Annotated in this window: 19 protein-coding genes; 3 read left to right on the top strand and 16 right to left on the bottom strand. The window is 41.0% G+C overall.

Going from position 1 to position 20,734, the window contains the following annotated elements; translation table 11 throughout:
- Positions 1-131 precede the first annotated feature (131 nt).
- A complete protein-coding gene (locus FTU36_RS16910) occupies positions 132-305 on the top strand; it encodes a DUF2218 domain-containing protein (RefSeq protein ID WP_373686369.1) in 174 nt (57 codons plus the stop codon).
- A gap of 31 nt (positions 306-336) precedes the next feature.
- Here the strand turns inward: FTU36_RS16910 and FTU36_RS14570 are convergent, their stop codons facing one another.
- The 9 genes from FTU36_RS14570 to FTU36_RS14610 form a co-directional block, all read right to left on the bottom strand.
- Positions 337-1,398 carry a M48 family metallopeptidase gene (locus FTU36_RS14570; RefSeq protein WP_180118384.1) on the bottom strand — a complete coding sequence of 354 codons (1,062 nt, stop codon included), beginning with the start codon at positions 1,396-1,398 and terminating at the stop codon, positions 337-339.
- Between the two features lie 14 nt (positions 1,399-1,412).
- A complete protein-coding gene (locus FTU36_RS14575) occupies positions 1,413-2,519 on the bottom strand; it encodes a YjgN family protein (RefSeq protein ID WP_180109464.1) in 1,107 nt (368 codons plus the stop codon).
- 132 nt (positions 2,520-2,651) lie between these two features.
- Positions 2,652-3,497 carry an S-formylglutathione hydrolase gene (gene fghA / locus FTU36_RS14580; protein WP_180118386.1) on the bottom strand — a complete coding sequence of 282 codons (846 nt, stop codon included), beginning with the start codon at positions 3,495-3,497 and terminating at the stop codon, positions 2,652-2,654.
- 28 nt (positions 3,498-3,525) lie between these two features.
- On the bottom strand, positions 3,526-4,917 hold the full coding sequence (locus FTU36_RS14585; RefSeq protein WP_180118388.1) for a C13 family peptidase: 1,392 nt from the start codon (positions 4,915-4,917) through the stop codon (positions 3,526-3,528).
- Between the two features lie 125 nt (positions 4,918-5,042).
- A complete protein-coding gene (locus tag FTU36_RS14590; RefSeq protein WP_218948292.1) occupies positions 5,043-5,861 on the bottom strand; it encodes a class I SAM-dependent methyltransferase in 819 nt (272 codons plus the stop codon).
- Positions 5,855-6,679, bottom strand: a complete 825-nt coding sequence (locus tag FTU36_RS14595; protein WP_078191179.1) for an undecaprenyl-diphosphate phosphatase — start codon at positions 6,677-6,679, stop codon at positions 5,855-5,857. Before FTU36_RS14595 ends, FTU36_RS14590 begins: the two co-directional genes overlap by 7 nt.
- A 12-nt stretch (positions 6,680-6,691) precedes the next feature.
- On the bottom strand, positions 6,692-7,357 hold the full coding sequence (gene tsaB, locus FTU36_RS14600; protein ID WP_180118390.1) for a tRNA (adenosine(37)-N6)-threonylcarbamoyltransferase complex dimerization subunit type 1 TsaB: 666 nt from the start codon (positions 7,355-7,357) through the stop codon (positions 6,692-6,694).
- 163 nt (positions 7,358-7,520) lie between these two features.
- Positions 7,521-8,051 (bottom strand): gamma carbonic anhydrase family protein, encoded by a 531-nt coding sequence (locus tag FTU36_RS14605; RefSeq protein ID WP_180114627.1) that lies wholly within the window; start codon positions 8,049-8,051, stop codon positions 7,521-7,523.
- Between the two features lie 36 nt (positions 8,052-8,087).
- Complete coding sequence (locus FTU36_RS14610) at positions 8,088-8,696, bottom strand: CoA pyrophosphatase (protein WP_078192365.1); 609 nt, start codon at positions 8,694-8,696, stop codon at positions 8,088-8,090.
- A 126-nt stretch (positions 8,697-8,822) separates the two neighbouring features.
- Here FTU36_RS14610 and FTU36_RS14615 point away from each other — a divergent pair, with 126 nt between their 5' ends.
- A complete protein-coding gene (locus FTU36_RS14615; protein WP_078192366.1) occupies positions 8,823-9,371 on the top strand; it encodes an NUDIX hydrolase in 549 nt (182 codons plus the stop codon).
- 67 nt (positions 9,372-9,438) lie between these two features.
- On the opposite strand, the gene FTU36_RS14620 is transcribed toward FTU36_RS14615, so the two are convergent.
- The 6 genes from FTU36_RS14620 to FTU36_RS14645 all read right to left on the bottom strand — a co-directional run bounded on the left by FTU36_RS14620 (position 9,439) and on the right by FTU36_RS14645 (position 17,857).
- Positions 9,439-11,454, bottom strand: a complete 2,016-nt coding sequence (locus tag FTU36_RS14620) for a hypothetical protein (RefSeq protein ID WP_180118392.1) — start codon at positions 11,452-11,454, stop codon at positions 9,439-9,441.
- A gap of 22 nt (positions 11,455-11,476) precedes the next feature.
- Positions 11,477-12,808, bottom strand: a complete 1,332-nt coding sequence (filE, locus tag FTU36_RS14625) for a putative pilus assembly protein FilE (RefSeq protein WP_257224873.1) — start codon at positions 12,806-12,808, stop codon at positions 11,477-11,479.
- A 32-nt stretch (positions 12,809-12,840) separates the two neighbouring features.
- On the bottom strand, positions 12,841-14,505 hold the full coding sequence (locus FTU36_RS14630; RefSeq protein WP_180005461.1) for an OmpP1/FadL family transporter: 1,665 nt from the start codon (positions 14,503-14,505) through the stop codon (positions 12,841-12,843).
- Between the two features lie 12 nt (positions 14,506-14,517).
- Positions 14,518-15,717 carry a hypothetical protein gene (locus FTU36_RS14635; protein WP_180055592.1) on the bottom strand — a complete coding sequence of 400 codons (1,200 nt, stop codon included), beginning with the start codon at positions 15,715-15,717 and terminating at the stop codon, positions 14,518-14,520.
- A gap of 60 nt (positions 15,718-15,777) precedes the next feature.
- Positions 15,778-16,611, bottom strand: coding sequence for a C39 family peptidase (locus FTU36_RS14640; RefSeq protein ID WP_180040850.1), 834 nt, complete (start codon positions 16,609-16,611; stop codon positions 15,778-15,780).
- A gap of 196 nt (positions 16,612-16,807) precedes the next feature.
- Positions 16,808-17,857 carry a DUF6160 family protein gene (locus FTU36_RS14645; protein ID WP_180118396.1) on the bottom strand — a complete coding sequence of 350 codons (1,050 nt, stop codon included), beginning with the start codon at positions 17,855-17,857 and terminating at the stop codon, positions 16,808-16,810.
- A gap of 255 nt (positions 17,858-18,112) precedes the next feature.
- On the opposite strand from FTU36_RS14645, the gene FTU36_RS14650 reads away from it, so the two are divergent.
- Complete coding sequence (locus FTU36_RS14650) at positions 18,113-19,453, top strand: anthranilate synthase component I family protein (protein WP_180118398.1); 1,341 nt, start codon at positions 18,113-18,115, stop codon at positions 19,451-19,453.
- Between the two features lie 104 nt (positions 19,454-19,557).
- On the opposite strand, the gene hisC is transcribed toward FTU36_RS14650, so the two are convergent.
- Positions 19,558-20,655, bottom strand: coding sequence for a histidinol-phosphate transaminase (gene hisC, locus FTU36_RS14655; protein WP_180118400.1), 1,098 nt, complete (start codon positions 20,653-20,655; stop codon positions 19,558-19,560).
- Positions 20,656-20,734 lie beyond the last annotated feature (79 nt).

A 20,734-nucleotide genomic window follows, 5' to 3' on the forward strand; every position in this document is an offset into this window, starting at 1 on the left:
TTTGTGCCATTTTTCTTTATACTGTCACTTAGGCAGGCTGGACACTTGATTTCTAGAGTTATTCGCATTTCTCTATTTTATCAAAATCCAACCTGCTTTTTTTCAGCATACTTTTTGAAACACCACCCAAGATTCAACTACCCTCTGCAGAGGTCAATCTTTTACCACAAGCTGCTTTTTTAGATGTAGTAATTTCAGCCCAAGATCCAAGTGCAAATCTAGATCAATTGGAACATGTGGTTTTAGATCATTTGATCCGTATGGGACAAGAAGAACTCAGTGCAACATGGCAACGCGAACCGTAGTCTACGTCGCCATATTGTCAAAGCCTTTCACTCAATGCTGATGTGATTGATAATTTCTAACTGCATCAATACGGGCTTTCGTCGCTGGATGTGACTCAAAGAAATCTGTCCAAGATCTCTGATCTTTGGCAGTTTCATCCTTTGCACCTTTCTCTTTTGCTGTTTCACCATCAGCTTCATCTTCCATACGTTGTAAGAAGTTTGCAAAATGTGCCGTTGGAATTTGATGTTTTGAAAGTTGTTTTAGGGCGTATAAATCTGCTTCAGATTCAAAGTCTCGTGAGTAACTTGCACCTACCGCAGCAACCGGTAAACTGGTGAGAATATCTGAGCCATCCCCTGTAATCATCAACAAAATAATACTGATGCCTAAACCTGACAAACTTTGCTGCAAACTATGGCGTTGAACTAAATGCCCCTGCTCGTGGGCAAGCACACCTATGAGCTCATAATCATTTTTCGCTAATTTAACCAACTCATCTGTCACGATAATGGTGTTATTGGGTATCGCCAATGCATTTGCACCGATGCTACCACCACCGCGGAATAACAACTTCGCAGGACGATTTTCAGCCACCAATTGTTGATATTCTTGTTTCAGTTTGTCTTGGCGTGCTTGTGGCAATTTTGTGGGTTCAGTCATATCGATAATATATTTTTCCGCCTGATCGCCCCAACTCGTTAAAGCGGTCTCAGGCAGTTGGTTGGCCACCACATGTGACGCTGCTGGTATGCCCCATTTAATCAATACAAAAGCAAACGCCACCACGAAAATCACACTAAAAATGATTAAGGAGGGTGAACGCTCTAACTTCCAAATCGAATGCCAACGCGACTTTACATCTAGATTAAACCACTCTGGCAAGGGTTGATGAAACTCTAAACGAGCATCGTTCTTTAACTCGATCACTGGCTGAATATCACCCAAAGCACCGATCAGCGTCATATCTTGATAGGTGTAATGCTGTGTTTGTTCTAGGTCTTGACCATAACGCACAATCACAGCATGTTCCCCATCTGCGCTGATTTGAGCAACAAAGGGTTTTGACACTTTCCCATCATAATAGGTTGCATTCACTACTGATGTTTTCATGTAATTCACCTGCGTTATAAGGAAATATCTAGGTCAAAAATATCGGATAATTCTTCAGCAATCGCATTGTGATCTTGCTGCATTTGATTTTGTAATTGGTCTGGATCATCGACCAACATTAAGTGCAAAGATTCAGTCTGATATTTATATAGTCGTACAACTGCCCATGGTGTCAGTAAACCGAGGCTAATCACTTTAGCCAACCAATTGCTCAAGACAATCCATGCATAGCGCCATTGATTACAGTCCGTATGAAACTGACTGCGGCTCAAAGTAGTGTTATTCCAAGTGGTAATAAAAATACGTGCAGCTGTGAGTGGCCAAATAAACATGTAGCCAATCAAATACATACCAAAAATAATGAAGACATAAGATGCGTCATTTAAACCATCTGAACTACCAAACAGTATTGCAAAGATTACTGCCAGCAATGCACCAAAGCCCATAAACAGAAATAAAGGCACATACATGGCACGCATATAATCGCCCCACGTATTATTCAGATTAAATTTCAACTGACCTAGATACAAATGATTCAGACATTCACGTTTATATAGCCAGACCGCAACTGGTGTAAACAAACCGAGGGTAAAGACAACTACCGCAAGACATTTAACAAAGCACCAATATGCGCTTTTATTCGTCCCTGAAAAAAAGAATCGGCTATTACTAAACTTACTGTTGCGAGCACGGAAACGAATCGTAGATCGAATGAGCCAAGGAACTGCGAAAAAGATCAGGACAAAGCCCGCTAAGAAAGCTTCCCAAGAATATTTTGCAGCAAAAGAGAAACCACCATAGACCACTAGCGCAATGATGCGTCCAACTAAAATTTTTGTAGGCAAACCAGTAAAGTCAAAACGACGCTGAAATACCCAAGTATTACCGTAAAAATACCGTAAACGGCGGACCTTTGCCCAAGGCGCATAAAGTCCAAGCGTGACAATCGTCAGTAAGATATTCACAATCCAAATACCGAAATATTCAGACGCATTACCTTTAAACCTAAAATGATAATTTCGTCCCAAAACATCAGCCTGTTCTGTCTCACCAAATAGACTCGGTGGATTCATCACGGGCAGCTCTGGCGGAAGCGGCGTTTCCATTTGTGAATTTTGCATAAGTACCCTAAATTATTTTTTTTGGTATGTCGAATTTATTCATTTGCATGGCAATGCACATCACCATGCTTTATTTATACGTATATCAAAGCAAGCTATGCCTCAATATTTTTTTAACCACTGGCTTTTAAATTAATGAACTACTGTTTGCAATTGGACAGCGTGAAATTGCAAATGATCGTCCATAAAACTTTGAATAAAATAATACCCATGATCATAGCCAACATGTTCACGCAGTTCGAGTGGCTGCCCAACTTGCTCACACGCTTGCTGAAACAACATCGGATTTAACTGGCTATAAAATTGATCATCAATGCCTTGGTCAATCAAAATGGCTTTAAACAAAGCCCCTTTAGTTTGCACTAAAGCTGTAGCATCATGCGAAAGCCACTGCTGACGGTCTGAACCTAGATATTGACTAAAGGCTTTTTCGCCCCAAGGACACTGACTCGGCGCACAAATCGGTGCAAAAGCAGAAACCGATTTAAACAGGTCAGGATGCTTCAACGCTAAAGTTAATGCACCATGACCGCCCATACTATGTCCGAATATGCCAATCGCACCCTTTTGTACCGGAAATTCAGCCTGTACCAACGAATACAATTCTTCAGTGATAAAACGTTCCATTTGATAATGCTCGGCCCAAGGTTGTTCCGTTGCATTAATATAAAAGCCTGCGCCTTGCCCAATATCCCAATGATCGCCTTGCGCCACCTGTTCCCCACGTGGAGAAGTATCAGGGCTGATTAAAATCAGGCCAAGCTGCGCAGCTAAACGCTGAGCATGCGCTTTAATGGCAAAGGTTTCTTCAGTACAGGTTAATCCCGCCAAATAAAACAATGCAGGACACGCTTGGCCTTGCAAGGCTGTTTCTGGCAGAAAAATACCAAACTTTGTTGGGGTTTTTAGACTTGAAGAATCCAATTGATAAATGCGCTGCTCACCCGCAAAACAAGTATTTCGTTGTACTAATTCCATGATCTTTATCCTAAACTTTTTTAATCTTTTAAGGCGTAACCGTCGTAGCCGGTGAAGTAGTCGTCGGCGGGAACAATCGTTGTTCTAATTGAGGCAACATTAATGCCATGTTTTTCCCCATCGACCACTGCGGTTCAGAAGGTTCGAAACCTTGCGCTGCTTCCCATTTCGCTACAGTCGCTTTGGTTTCATTAAATGCCGCTTGAATACTGGTCTGCTCACGCATCGCCTGATCAAAGAACGCACGGCCAAAATAGGTGTATTCAGCTTCATTCGAACAGCCAAAAGACTGACGATCTGCTGCCGATGCAGTAATGATTAAAGTATTATCATTTTGTAGTGCTGGAATAAAACTTCCTGAATAACATGAAGAAATCACAATCACACGCCAACGAATTCCGGACGCATCCAAGGCTTCTTTTAACCATTTAGGATCGACTTGCGCCAAATCCAAAGGTGCATTTTCCATTTCAAAGACATTTGGTAAACCATGTGAGGTCATATATAAAAATAAGACATCACTTTCTCGGTTCATCTGCTGACCGATACGACGCAGCGCCAACTCCATACTGGTTTTAGATGCCAGCGGAATTTCAGTGCGTGTTGCAGGGTTATTGATAAGTTCAACCGAACGTCCATAGGTGCCAAAACGTGTATCAAACTGTTCTTTAATCCGTTCAATTTCCAGTTTAAAGACATCTTGATAACTCGCACCAGCCACCCCTAAGAAGTACCAATGGGATTGGGCAAATTCACCATATTCCACTGCGTCTAAAGATTTATTGAGCAAACGGCTTTGTGCATAGAAGGCATCTTCAGCAAAGCTTGGTGGAACTTCTTCCACTTTCCAAATCGGCTGATCTTTGACTGAGACTTGCCACACGACCAAAGTAAATAGCGTCGCACCCATAATCAGTGCTCGCTCCCACCATGGCCATTTCAGTTCACGTGAAAATACCCAAACGACAGCTAGACTTTGCCAAACAAATAGAATAATGAATAACGTTGGAATGTAGTCATATAGGAAGTATGGGAGAAAATCGAGATCTCCCATATATTGAATCAAACATTGAAACAACATGATGTGCGTATCAAGCACCAACCAGAGCAATGCTGGGACCAACATTAACCGTGGATTATTCACACGTTGTGACAGGAAAATCCCCACGATTAAAGCAATAAATGGCCACAATGCGTAGCTAATGAGACCTTGTGCATTAAATTCGCCAATACGCCCCGTGCTGAGCCAACTAAATAAACTGTTGGCACAACCACCTAAAATCCCCCAAAACACCAATTGCAAAATCGATGGTCGAACGATTTGTAAAGAACGACGAGACCCCAAAAATAACCACATCCCCGCAGTTTGGTTGCTTTTAAAATCATGCCAAAAATTGATGGAGGGTTTGAAATCAATCATAGAGTTCTGATGGTGGCCTTGGCTCGCTTAATTGCACAAATAATTTTATGCCTGATGTCGTTTTTAGCAATGCTATTTTTTAACTATATAACAAATCTTTGAACAATATTGAAGCAAATATCATTTTAAGTCACAAGATCATGTTGGAAATATGCATCAAAGCGACAAGCATCACCTTGCCACTGGTGTTGTGGCTCTTGATTCGCTAAAAAAACCGCCAATCGTGGACGTTTAACCACAACACGTTTAGCAATTTTTTGTGCTAAATCCAGTAAATTATCACCTAAATCCATTTCGCCATCTTCAGGTAACAGCAAATGCAATAATTGCATTTGTTTTTTGACCTGAGCTTGCTTTTTGACGGCTTGCTGGTTTTGGTCTCGCTGCGGAAACATCGGATCGAGATAAACCACATCAAAGATTTGATTGGTCGTCGACAAATGTTTCAAAAAGTCTGCCGAATCTGAAAAGACCAATTCAATTCGAGCTACAACCGAACTTAAAAATGCATCTTGCTGCGCACGTTGATGTGAGTCTTCCAATAAGGTAAATAAAATTGGATGACGTTCCACAAGGGTCACATGAGCACCCAAATGTGCCATTAAGAGACTGTCGTGCCCTAACCCTGCGGTTGCATCTACAAGCTGTGGTTTTTCAGCCAAATTACACGCACGTGCAATCATCTCAGACTTTAAGGATGCTCGCTTTAAACGCCCCACTTCTGCTTTCCAATCGGGTTGCATCTTCATGCCATTGGCCGCTAACCACAAACCATCTGCATCGACACACAAACTGAGTTCAGGGTTTAAACGTAAAAAACGCGCGTTTAATTTTTCAATTAATTCAATATTTACAGATACGCCACGTGAAGAAAGCACAGCAGAATACTGCTGTGCTTTCTCATGAAACTCTTGTTCTGTGTATAAGCGGATTTCGCTTACCATAATTTCCAGCCTGTAAATGCGAACAATAAAATCAATAAACCTGAAACAATTCGATACCACGCAAAAATCATAAAATCACGTTTTGCCACATAAGCGACAAGCGCACGAATTAAAATCAATGCAGAGACAAATGAAACGATTAAACCAACGGCGATCACAGTCCAATCTTGAGTGCCTTGAAATACATCATAGCTTTGATATAAATCCAGCAAACCTGCACCGACGATAACCGGAATACCCAAAAAGAATGAAAACTCAGTAGCTGCTTTACGAGAAACACCCAAGAACATGGCACCAATAATGGTCGCGCCTGAACGTGAAGTCCCTGGAATTAAAGATAAAACTTGAATTAAACCAATCCAAATCGCATCTTTAATGGTTAAATCTTCTACTTCTTTGGCACGTACTTGCGGTGGATTTTTTTCGATCCAAATAATGATCAAACCACCGATAATCAACCCCATAGCAATCGCAATGTTATTGAACAGTAGCTCTTTCACCGTCTGACCAAACGTCAAACCAATCAACACGATTGGAATCGAAGCGAGAATTAAGCCAAAACCTAAACGGCGACCTTTTTCTTCACCAGTCACCATACCGGTTGCTGCGCCCCACAGGCGGCCCCAGTATTCATAAATCACCGCCGCAATCGCACCCATTTGAATTGCGATCACAAAAACATCACTTTTTTCTTTGGTCCAAAAGTTCATTAATTCTGAAGCCAGAATTAAATGCCCTGTACTTGAAATCGGTAAAAATTCGGTAATACCTTCAACAATACCCATGATTGCCGCTTTGAGCAGCAGTAAAAGATCCATATATAACCCTAATTATGGCTTGCCTTGTTCTGAAATTTTCTTCCAGGCGTTATCTCGTAAATATACGGGCAATGCAAGTTCAGCACTCACCCATGCTTTTCTTTGCGCCGCTTCGCGGGCAATAGTAGCAATATCTTGTGCTGTTGCACTTAAGTCTTTGTATTGTGTTTGTTCTGATTGAATGAGCTCACTACCAGAACCCACGATGGTAAATTTGATCTGTGGTGTGGCATCTGCGTAGCTTAATAGTTGTTCTTCATCTACAGCCTGCATAATGCCATTGGCATCGAGTTGATAGCTGGCGATATACACTTCTTGCATGCGCGCATCAAGAACCGCCGTTACTTCAGTCAAACCATGTAGACGATGCGCCGCTTGAGCCAAAGCTTGTAAAGTCGAGACTGGAACAACAGGTACGTCATTGGCCCATGCCAAAGCCTGTGTTACCGCTGCATTAATACGAACACCACTAAATGAGCCAGGCCCACGACTAAATGCAATTGCATTTAAATCCGCTAACTCAATAGCAGTTTGATTAAGCCCTTGCTCAATCATTGGGAGAATGGTTTGCGTCTGCGCTTTTGCCCGTAAATCGAGTTGAAAATAAAGCTCTTGAGTTTCATCTACAATCGAGACGGAACACTGCTCATTGGCAGTTTCCAATGCCAGTAATTTCATGCGCAACCTTAATTAAATTTAATCTTAAAAAACGTTGAATATGATACTCCACTCCATCGCAGTTCGCGAGATTTTCCACCTCAGACACAGCGCTTTCTGTATTTAATCTATAAAAAGAGCCTCGACAAACGTCGAGGCTCTTTTGCTTGCCATATATAGCGTTCTAAAGTTCAGCGACTTCGAGTTGAGTAAAATGTTTAAAATGAGCGGCATAGTGCAAGGCACTCATTTTTAGACGTGCTTCGGCTTGTTCATCTAAAGTCTTAACAACTTTACCCGGTGACCCCATCACAACAGAATTATCCGGAATCACCTTCCCTTCTGGAATTAAAGCATTCGCACCAATGATGCAATTTTTACCAATCACGGCATGATTTAGGACCACGGCATTGATTCCAATCAGACTATTATCACCTACGGTACATCCGTGTAGCATGGCTTGATGCCCAATCGTGACATAATCGCCAATGGTCATTTCAATGCCTGCATCGGTATGCAACACCGCATTTTCTTGTACATTGGTAAAATCACCCAGTTTGATACGACTGTTGTCCCCTCGAATGACGGCTCCGAACCAGACACTCACTTCTCGGCCTAATTCAACTTGCCCAATGACCGTTGCATTTTCTGCAACCCAACCATCCCAAGGTTGATGCGTGGCTTTCGGGCTATATCCTTGAAATTTGTACAACATGATCAAACATCCTATTTTGACTTTCTAAATAAAGGTTTATGGCTCACGGCCCAAATGAAATGAAGGAGAATTTAATAAAAAAGGCCATTCTTTTTGATAATTCAGACCATATTGAAATAAGGAAATCAGCATCCGTGCAGTCAAGCCCCATACGATTTCGTTTTCGATTCTTAAACTGGGAAAATAAAGCGATTGCTGGGCAAAACGAACTTCATATGGCGTTGGCGGTGTTTCTAAAAGCTGTCTTAATGATGCAAAAAAAATACGGTCAATTTCAGTGGGTTGAGGTATCAAGTTTACATCAGGCGGGATCAATCCCACGATCGGTTTAACCAACATCCCATTCCGTGCTTTTTGCATCGGTAAATCACCCAAAAGCTGCACATCAAATGGATTTAGAGCGGTTTCTTCTTGAGCTTCTCTTAAAGCCACCACGATATTACTGGTGTCTTGAGCATCACGTTTGCCACCGGGAAAGGACACTTCACCGGCATGATTATTCATATAGAGCGAGCGGCGGGTCAATAAAATACGTGGATTATCTTCTTGGGTAATCGCAATCAATACAGCAGCATGCGCAGGTTGAATACGCTTAGAAAAACGTAAACTTTGCTGCAATCGCTGAGTCAATAAACCCTCATCCATCCACATTACATCCTTATAATTATCTTATTTTCATCATAGCTGAATTTCGGCCAAGCTGGTTAGAAATGATGCCAAAGTTTTATTTTTAAGTTATTCTGACGGTTCACACAATCCATGACGATGAATATGAACTTTTGCTCAAACTGCGGACAAAAAACAAAAGAAGCGATCCCGCTTGGAGATCATCAGATACGCCGTATTTGTACCGCATGTGGGTTTATTCATTATGTGAATCCTAAAGTTATTTGTGGTGCTTTAGCCGTTTGGGACAATCAAGTTTTACTTTGCCGTCGTGCGATTGAGCCACGTTATGGGCTATGGACATTACCCGCTGGCTATATGGAACTCTATGAGACAATGGAGCAAGGTGCAGCGCGTGAAACTCGCGAAGAAGCCGAAGCAGAAGTCAACATTGAGCAACTATATTGCATGTATAACATTCCCCGTATTGGGCAAATTTATGCCTTGTTCAAATCTGAACTAATCAATGGTGAATTTGGTGCGGGTGATGAAACCATTGAATCACGATTGTTTAGTGAAGAAGATATTCCTTGGGATGATTTAGCCTTTCCAAGTGTGGAAAGAACGCTGCGGCATTATTTTGCTGACCGCAAAACAGGTCAGTTTGAAATGCATCTCGAAACCCTTGGTACGCGACTCGATCACACTGGTTAATTTGCTGCTCTCAATATTAAAAAAGCCCATCACTGATGGGCTTTTTTATTTTACTCATATTTGACGATTATTTTGCCTTGATGGTGTAACAAGGGGCCAACTCTAAAGAGATATCACCACCGCTTAACTTCGCCGTTTGAGCCGCAGCAGTATCATTTGGATTTTTTAAGCTATAAATATAACTAAAGCTGGCCAAACTATTCCCCCACTTCACCACTTTATTATCCGAATCCGTCAAAGCAACGCCAGATGGACGCGTGCCTGCATTGGCGTTAATCATATTGTGTAACTGCACTAAAGCACCGCCCACAACCATTGTGGTATCCGCAGATGTTTTCACACTTGAGTTCATTCCAATCAGCGCGCCATCAAGCGTATGGAAATATGGGTCAGCTAAAATCATACGAATCGAAATGGTATTTGGATTGATATTTCCTTCTGGTGTAAAGGTACGGGTTGTCGTTCCGATACGATATTGCTGTACACCTTTGTCATCTTTCATTAATAGTGGGTCAAGCACATCTTTTCCGCTACAGCCTTCCGTCGCGTGTGTAGACAAGTCGACAATTTGACTATCTTGACGAGTAAATACATCGTCTGGCACGCCAGATTTTATATTTGTGCGAATATCACCATTACGGTCAATCACCACACCCAATTTCACTGTTTTAATCGAAGTATCGGTAAATTTAAAGGTTAAATCTGCATACAACGGGAAGATATAATTTTGTCCAGCAGCAACATTTTCAACAGACTTAAAGACTTTTTTGTCTAAATACGACAGCGGATAGAGCTTGTATAAATCCATCGTGCCTTTAAATTGCACTTGGTTAATGTTTTGCTCCCACAGGCCTAATTTTTTCTTATCATCGGCCGTCAGAACATAATCATCTTTTTTAGCCATTAACGTTTTATATAAACTTCCACCCGTACCGACCACCATTTTGTCGGCAAGTAGCGTGCCTTGTTTAATAATCAGCGGACCAGAGTTGGCTTCTTCTGCATCAAAACGGAAACCCAGTATGCCAGGTTTATCAATTTGCTTGGTAAGTGGATCAATCCAATTATCCTGTGGCGTTGCTGTTAAACGTGTTGGTCGTACCTGCGTCAAGAGTAAGACATTCACGCCACCAATGGTACTCAACTGTTGATCAACTTTGCCCTTCCACTGTAAACCACTACCAAAGGTCATACCTTGGCGGTCCGTCATTAACATGAAATGACCAAATAAATTGACTTTTGAACTATCGGTCGGCAAACATTCATTTTTATCACAGCCCACCAGTCCATTTGAACCACTGGCATTGGTAATCACGCCATCAGTTGAAAATAACGCAAACTCAGGCTGATATACCGCAGCCGTTGAGATATTCATGAGTTTTGAAACTAAGGTAAATGCATTTTCATTGCTGACTTCGGACAGGTCTAGCCAAGGTGTAAACAGGTCATTAAATTCCGTATCTGAACTGATACTGAAATCTGCTGTCGCGACATTTCGAGTGATTTGATCAATCAAAACTTTATCTGCATTGTTGATATAAACCGCTTGGATGTCTGTAGCTGTAACTGCGCTATTATTTTTCAATGCCAAGGCTTGAATGATTTTGGCTAAACGCATGGCCACTTTAACCGTTGCGTCGCTATTTGAAATCGTTGCAGCAGGTTTACCCGCGATGCCGGCAGCCAAATCCAATAAGGTCAAACGTGGGGGTGTCGTGCCACTGGCTACATTTGAAATTTGCTTCAAATCCACTTTACCCAAATCAATTCGACGTGATTTTTCACCTTGGACAAAGAAAGTTACCGTATCGCCAATCTTACAAGCACCTGTCGAAACACCTTCTTTTAGATCAAACAAGGTAATATAGGTATTTTTAACGTCGCTCGAACAATTAAAATTCAGACCTTCAATTGGATAATCTAAAACAAACTCGACACAGCCTTCGGTATTACTTTTACAAGTACCATTAGTCGTACTGGTATCATAAATTTCAGGATTCACATTTGCACTTTCACCGCCACAGCCACTGAGCGCTGCAACCAATGCCGTTAAAGCAAACGGTAATAAAATTTTATTTTTCATCCTAATTCTCTTTCTTATGTCCTTAACGGATTGCTGTTAATTTAAGTTGGCCTTGATTGGTTAATACGCGGCCATCGACGTCTATTGCTGTTGCTAAAGGCGTTAAGAATAAATACTGGCTACCTTTAGGCACTTGAATCACGCCTTCTATTTTTTCATGGTAAAGATGATCCGCTTCACCTTGGTTATTTTTGAATCCACCTGCGCCTTCCATGACACATCCATTTTTGTCTAAAAATACCGCAAATGGCCAATAAAATGTAGGATTTTGTACTTTGGATGCAAATGAATGTATACGAATATTTTGTAATGGTGATTTTAGTTTTACGACTTCGTAGTCAAATTCGTCCGACAATGGTGCTCGAGGCCATAAATTAATATCTTGAGCCAAGTCGAGCTCTTTGGCTTTCTTCATTTTTTTATTCGAAAAACATTGCTGACCTAAACCTTGAATGGTGTCAGCTTGTGAGACTCGATAATACGATGTGGCCAAAGTGATCGGCCCTGTATCTTCGGGTTGATTGCGTTTAAATAAATTATCAATGACGGAGCGACTGACACCTTTTTCACGTTCAATGGTTTGCATCCGCGTTTGCCCCATCTTGCTGTCAATAACGCCTTCGGGCATGGTGTAAAAGCGCTTTTTGCCTTCTAAGTTAAACTCTTTATCTTCAAGATATTCATTATTGACATACTTTTCACCAGCCATGGTCGAAAAGCCTTGCTCTTGTTTTGCCTTAGCCGATTGTTTTGAAGGATGATTTTCTAAGTTTTCACCTGAAGATTGTACGGCTTTATCAGTGCTAACAACTTTCTCAGCAAGGATCTTTTTTTCGACGATAGGTTTATCTTTTTCAGCCTGAACTTTGGCCTGATACGGAGCACTAGGTTGGGTTAGCTCTGATTGCTGTAACTTCTCTGTCCATGTTGTTGAAGGTAAGACTTTTGCTGAAGTATCTGACGCTTGTACTGACTTTTCAGATTTGGGAACTTTATCACCTGAGACGTTTTTAATTTTATCTACTGTGACAGCTTTAATTTCATCCCGTTTTTCCGGCTCACGTACACTTAAACGTTGAGACTTCAGTGATTCAACAGTCTGTGCTGTTGGACTCGTTTGACGTGTCATCGGTGTCTTGGTTTGAGACGGACTAATGCTTACAGATGGTTGAGTAATTTGTTGTACAGGTTGAGAGTCTATCGTTTTAGCAGTTGGACTTTCTTTAGGTTTCTTTGCTGGTTTTTCTTGCACTTGTACCACCATTGGGCGCCCATCTGGCCCAATAATGGTATGAAACGCTCCAGCGTTGGCATACGACACTTGCACCACAGACAGTGCAAGTAACGTTTTCATGAATAAAATCCTTTTCATTCTGTTTGCTTATCCTACCAACGAGTTCTGTAATTTAATCCTAGGATAGTGATTTTCGTATCGGTTTTTACATTCAGTCCAGCATATGGGTTTAAAAGTAAATTATTCACACCGGTTAAGTTTGCAAGACTACTAGTATTCGCTGGAATGTTATCTTTACTGCGTAAAAAGCCGATTGATAAATCTAAATCCGTATCTGCATCAAAACGATATCCAATCCCCATACCAAAGAGCTGCGCACCATTAATCGGGACCATGGTATTTCGCTTACCATCAGGAATAGAGGTACTCCTTGGTTCATAGCCTGCACGTAATTTCAAACGATCTGTTGCAGAATATTCAATACCAATACCCCAGTTCCAAGGCGATGTAAATTTCAAAGGTAAGGCCAAAGAATTATCAGTCACATTTTCAGATAATAATTTTGCAATTTTCAGCGCTGAAATTTGACGGTCGAATTCAAAACGGAATTTGTCCCAAGCACGATAATCGGTCCAGCCCACATCAAAATTGATTTGTAAATCAGGCATAACCTTATATTTGATCCCCGCCTGTACATGCTGTGGATATTCAAAATCCATCGAAACCAAACCCGACTCCGAGTTTGGCACAGCATTTGGGAAACCTAAAATTGCAGCTAAAATTTGACCTGTTGGTGATGACATTAATCCCTTAATCATCTCCTGAGGTGCTTTCGCATTTTGTATGCGATAACGACCTTTCATGCGCATTTTCGCTGCACTTTGGTACACCATACCAAAACTAAAATCTTCGCGTGGCTCCCACAAAACCCCTAAGTTGTAACTTGGGCTCAGTGACTGCTCTAAAGCCAATTCCATCTGACCAAATTTGCCAAATGGATTCATCCCTTCTTCGGTATTACACATCCCCAATAGCAAGATGTCGGTAATAATGTCCGAATTTTCCTTAAATGGTGTACAGACGACTTCATCAATCATCCTTAACATGCCGATCAATTCATTGGGAAATCGCAGGTCAGATTTCAATCCAATGGCTTGATAGGACATCCCCACACCACCACCAATCGATAGCTCATCACTGACTTGATAGCCTACTGTTGGCGATAGATAAGTAATACGCTCTAGAGCAACTTGTTGCCCCATGAAATTACCTGGGTTACCATTTTCAGCACCAAAACCCGCAATCAAAGGTGCATAAACAGCTGATGCGAATGTTGCTTTAGAACCCGGTGGATTGTAGGCAATCCCCATCGTTGGCGCGGCAATGGGTTGTCCAGCACCAAAATCCACCATCTTTTTTAAGACAGGTACATATAAGGATGCATATTCAACATCACCAGAAACCTTATCTTTAAAGTCCGTACAAATATCAGCCGTCACTTCAGGACCATCATTACAGACTAATGGATCATCTGAATAACCAAAAACGTTATAACCCGCAGGAACGGTAAATTCACGTTGAATATCAAAGTTTGCAATGATGCCCTGCATATCTGTTTGCAAACCTTCAATCTTAGTTAATGCTGCAGGGTTAAAATGTACTGCACTAATTCCTGGAGGATCCGCAGTTACTGCATTACCTAATGCAAGTGACCGTACATCAACTGAAAGGTTGGTACCCAATTGTGCAAAAGCAGCACTAGAACAGCCCGTTAAAACGATCGCACTAACAAGTGGGCTGAGTCGAATTTTACGCATACGACAGCCCTCTTAACGAAGTTTTTTTCCAAAACCTAGAATATCCAACGGGAAAGACAACCCTAATGACACATCTGGTGCATCTTCAGTTAAACCTAACCCCACCGTACCATTCACAATGGTCTCTGGAGATACACGTACACCTAAAGAAATCGCTAGAGTTGAACTGGTTTGGTCTGCAGGTGAATAGGATTCGCCACTGCTATACGTAAATTCTGCGCCGGTATTGAAACTTTGTTGATATGACATAGTAAGGGAAACATCGTAGTTAAACGAGTATGCAAAACCGAATGCAAAACCGCCACTAATCCCCGGTTCAAACTCTTCAATGACTCGCGAACCACGACGTTGGTTTAAGTCAGTTTCTTTGAAACCATAGTTTGCCGAGACGGATGCAAACAACACAACGGGATCAATATATTTGCGTGTGCTGGCACCGATACCTGCAGAATAGTAACCTTTACCTGTTGCTAGATCATTTACAGCATTAATTTCGTATGGACTATCACCAGTTTTCGTGGACAAATTACCAAATAAAATAAGAGGCAAACGACCTTGCTTCAGTGGGAATGGTTCCCAGCGTGCGCCTAAAGAAATATCCCCTAAACCTGCAGTTGAAGTATCTTTTAATAAATCAGTTTTCGCCACTAAAGGCACAGACGCCGAGAATGTCAAATTGTCCATTACACCGTATTGCACGGTAAATGTATTGGTCATTGAGTGTGTGGCATTCTCTTGTACACGGAGTTGATAAAGTTGGCCTTGTGCCATTTCCATATCAAGTTGAGTATCACGGTAATAGGTATAATCGATATCGTAAAAAGATGATATTTCACCTTTTTTAATCAATGAATACTGACGTTCATTCGAGCTAAATACTTCCTGTAAGTTAGCTTCTTGACTCGCATCACCCTCTTGCTGTTGAAGTGCTGTCGATGCCTTTTCAGTGGCAGTCGCACTTTCTACTGGTGGTACCTCAGCTTGTACTGGCTCTTCAACAGATTCATACTGTCCAATTTCTGGCTCGGCAGCAGCTTCTTGTACAGTATCAGCCTGGGTTACAGCAGTAGGAGATACAGATTCTTCTACTGCTGTCTCTTGTTCAACCGGATCATATTCTCCAAGGCTTGGCTCTTCAGCTGCATAGGCAACCCCCATCACCACCTGAATACTCATGGCTAGTAGTGTTTTGTTCATCCATTTACGATTCATGTTCCTTCCCACCGTTTTTATTTTTTTAATCCTGACGCTTTGTTATACGCATTCATCTAATTATTTACTCTTATAGTAAAGCCTTAGAAAGTTGTAATTCGATTTACCATATGATTCCGACTCTTCATTCATATTTTTATCAAGTCGTATCGTAGATGCCTTGTCTGCAATTTTTTCCATGTAAAACTGCGGATATTGAATATCAACCAATGCATAACGGTTCACGGTTGCATCTTCAACATGTCGCAAGTCTGAATCTTGCAAAGCCAATAAATTTTTACGTTGCTCAGGCGCAACATTGATTAAAAATAATGTGTTGTTTTCCCATATTTCTTGGAATCGAACTTCATCGAAACTGATATTGCCCAGTGCTGGATCTGCAACATAAACACGCCCATCTTTATAGGCTTTAAACACCACAAAATGTTTAAAACCAGCATATGAAATGGGAACAATCGCAGGTTGGCCTTGCTTAACTAGATCTGAAAACTCCCCTTTGTAGCCCCCACTTTCTAGCCCGACAGCAGCGACAAAACGTTTCATGTCTAATAAGGAGAAACTTCGACGTTCGATAATTTTTTCAGTTTCACCAAATTTCAGCAAACCATTCATGGTCTGTTGCTCAGTCAGCTGTGTACCTACATAACCATTTAATAAAGTAGTTAAGGCCGCCGAACCACAACTGTAGTCGTAGGCTTGCCGAACGATGCCTCGAAATTGATCTTCTATGGCAGGTTTAATTTTTACAGATTCACGGTGCATCCGAGTAAAGGAATCATTTCGTGAATCCAATGTTTCGGTATAGTGAACTGTTCCGACTGGCTTTTCTTTTAAATCGAAGGACTCTTTGGCAAAGTAATACATCAATGCCGAGCCTACAGCTATCTCTAACATATCTTCTAACTTTTAGTTATCGGCAATGATGTGCCTTTTTTCATTATTTTTTAGAGCTAATGCTCTACATCCATGTATTATGCAAGATACCTTTTTTTTTATAAAAAAACAGCATTTTTTTATGCTTTGTTGGGTCATTCCGCACTTTTTTGTAAAAAAAAGCGCGTGATCAACACGCGCCTTATTTTATTCTAAATTACTTACTAGAAATCGTAATCACAGAACCTGGATTATAAACACCTAAACTAGGGCTATAATATGTTTGCAAGCCTTGAACTTCGATATCACCAATTGAACCAGCAGTACGACTACCTAAATGAACACCTTTCACATAGTTATCAATTGGACCAGAGTTGCTCACCATTTGAATATATCCTTTTGATGCTCCTTCTGCACCATAAACACTAATATCTTGGTTAATGGTTAAGTCTGTTTTACCCGCATCAGCAACTTTTATGCTTTCAATAAAGATTTCACCAGCAGCACGTGTAGCGTTTTTAGTTGATGCATCCAGAATACCTAGATTTTGAATCTCTAAACCACCAATCATAGTTGTATTCAATTTGATCATTGCACCCTGTGGAGCTGCACCAAGTTGAATATTTGCAGCCATCTGACCTGTTTTCAAAGTTAAACCAGAAAGAATTGCATTGTAGTTGCTATCATCACCACCACGACGAATACCTGTTGTACCAGCCGTACCTGATGCAGTCACACCAATTTCACCAATTTTAATATCTAAGCCCGAAACTTGTGCTGCAATATTAACAAATGCTCCACCTTTTGCAGAATTACCAGCATCTGAGTCAATACGTAAATCAGCCAAATTATGACTTGCTAACAAAGCTTGTGAATTCGCAGTAATTACAAGACCATGCTTTTCATTAGCATCACCGGCTACCCCGTTCCCCTTAATTAAAAGAGCACCTGCTACACCTGTACCACCAACAATATTTGTTGAAGAAACTTCTGCATTTGCAGCAAAACCTGTTGGCGTAGGAGGAGTTGTAGTTGTATCAAAAGTAACTTTTGTACCTGTCACAACGTTTTTTGCATCAGTTGCTAAACCGTCATTATCGTGAATGTAAAGTTTCTCGATTGCAACTTTTGAAATACCAATCCCGATGTTAATACCATCTTGACCAGTGGTTGAACTAAGTGCAGCATCGTCCATTGCTTGCATAGCCATAGCATTCGCACTAAATGCGATTGAAGAAACTAGAGCTAATTTAGTGAAATTTTTCATACGGTACTCTCCCAAGAGTATTTATTTTTTTTGATTTTCAACCACTCGATTTATTCAGCTGTAATATTATTTTGTGACAACTGTTAAACCTTTCCTTGAGTCGTTTGCTCGCTCGATTAAATTATATCCAAGCTGAAATTTGTTCAACTGTCGTTGGTCGCAATCTAATTCTTACCGATAAACGGTATTTGCAAGCCAAATGAATTAGGAATGGTATAAAATTCATTTTAGTCTTTAAATTTAATTTCTCTGTTGATGCAAAAACCGATTTCTTTTAAAAAATTTATTCTCAAACAAAATGTTAGTGCTCAAAATATTTTGCAAGCGCTTGCACCCTTGTCACATGTGATTTTTTTAGAAGATCAAAACCAACCTGTTATTTGCTTTTTGGCAAATCAATATCAGCAATTTAAGAATGATGAACTTAAAACTTATGTCCGTACCAATTTAGATCAATATGAGGAATGTGATACTCAACCCTTGCCAGATATCGCCTTCCAAGATTTATGTTCAAAATTAGGCAGTGGGTTTTCTGGGGGCTGGTCTGGTTTTATTAGTTATGATTATGCAGCGCAGCAACAGATTTCCCTCCATGCCAAAGCGCAACCTCGCTTGTTTTTGGGGCAATTTTCTAGTTACTTAAGACTAGAAAATGATGGTTGGTATTTTTATAGTTCTGATCATTCTGCAGCTAAGATTTACGACTACATTGATCACCTAATTCAAACCAAGATCGCTCAGAATCAATTTAAATTAAGACAAAAATGTACTGCAAGATGGTCCAAGTCAGACTACACAAAAGCCTTTGATCAAGTTCAGGAATATATTACAGCGGGCGATTGCTATCAAATTAATTTAACCCAAGAATTCACAGCTCAAGCTAAAGGTTCACTCTTAGATACTGCTCAAGAATTTTGGTCACTGACTGATGCACCATATTCAGGCTACTTACGTATTGATGATTTTGAAATTTTAAGTTGTTCGCCTGAACTTTTTATAGATTTTAAGCCTGAACGCAAGATTATTACTAAGCCAATCAAGGGCACGATGCCTCGCTATGAAGATCCAGTGTTAGATGAGCAGTCAAAACAACGGTTAAAATCATCTGAAAAAGACATGGCTGAGAATGTCATGATTGTCGATTTACTGCGTAATGATTTGAGTGTTTATGCAGAAACAGGTTCTGTAAAAACACCTAAACTTTTTGATATTGAAAGTTTTAATCAAGTGCATCACATGGTCAGTGAAGTTGAAGCCGTGCTGAAAACAAATGTAAATCCTTTTGAGGTTCTGATGTCGGCACTGCCGGGCGGTTCGATTACCGGCGCGCCTAAAATTCGTGCGATGCAAATCATTGAAGAACTTGAAGGCTCCCCGCGCGGCGCCTATTGCGGCTCGATGGGTTATTTTAATCACGATGGTACAGGCTCTTGGAATATTTTAATCCGCTCTATTCAAAAATACCAAGATCAGGTTTCGCTGTGGGCAGGCGGCGGAATCACCATCGCGTCAGATTGCGATGCTGAATATCAAGAATGCTTTGATAAAGTCGAAGCCATGCTGGATTTGTTAAATACCTGGCATAAACCTGAATAACAAAAAAGCGATTCTATTGAATCGCTTTTTTGATCTATCTATCCCAACTTCCTTTTAAAAAAGGAAGATTAGGCTAGATTTACATTTCGCGGAGATTGCAAAGATTAAGCCAAAATATCGTTTTTCAAAGTATCTACAAGGCGCTGATTTTGTTCATCTGTACCAATGGTGATACGAAGGAATTGATTAATCCGCGGCTTATTAAAATAACGCACGATAATTCCGCGTTCGCGCAAATCAGCAGCCAACTCACTTGCATCTTTATTAGGCAATGATGCAAAAATAAAGTTTGCCGCAGACGGCAATACCTTAAAGCCCAGCTCAGACAGCTGCTCTACAAGCTTTTCACGGCTCGCAATCACCTTGGCATTTTGCACTTCAAAATACGCTTGATCCTCAAATGACGCCACGGCTGCTGCAATCGCAAAACGATCCATCGGATAAGAGTTAAAGCTGTTTTTTACCGCTTCAAGCGCTGCGATTAAATGCGGCTGCGCAATCGCGAAACCAACGCGCAAACCGGCAAGTGAACGCGACTTAGACGTCGTTTGACAAACCACAAGGTTTTCATATTTCGCAACCAAAGCCACAGCAGATTCCGCACCGAAATCGACATACGCCTCATCAATCACAACCACTGAATTCGGATTGGCTTGCAACACTTCCTCAATTGCAGACAAACCTAAAGCAATACTCGTAGGCGCATTCGGATTGGTAATAATGATGCCACCATTAGGTTGTTTATAGTCATCCACCACAATTTCAAAGTCATCGTTCAGGGGCATAATTTTAGTATTGGCAGCTATACCAAAAAATTGGCTATATACCGGATAAAAACTGTAGGTAATATCTGGATACAAAACCGGCAGCTCTTGCACAAAAAAGGCTTTAAAAATGTGCGCCAGAACTTCGTCCGAGCCATTGCCGACAAAGACCTGCTCAACAGGTACATGCTGCTGTTTTGCAATCGCTTGCTTTAACTCAGACGCATCTGGATCTGGATATAAACGTAAAACGTCAGCAGAATTTGCCAACACTTTTTGAACTGCTTCCACCACTTTTGGCGATGGCGGATACGGGTTTTCATTGGTATTGAGTTTTAAAATATTTTGGATTTTAGGCTGTTCACCCGGTGTGTACGGCTCTAATTCACGTACATCAGGACTCCAAAAACGCATTTGTTCAGCGGTAATATTTGGCATTTTATTTTGCTCTTTCTCACCCTCTCCTAACCTCTCTTGCACTTCGCTTTAAAGGAATCCTTAAAGCTCGTTCAGGGAG

It is taken from the genome of Acinetobacter sp. YH12096, assembly GCF_013419215.1.
Classification (GTDB): Bacteria; Pseudomonadota; Gammaproteobacteria; order Pseudomonadales; family Moraxellaceae; genus Acinetobacter; species Acinetobacter amyesii.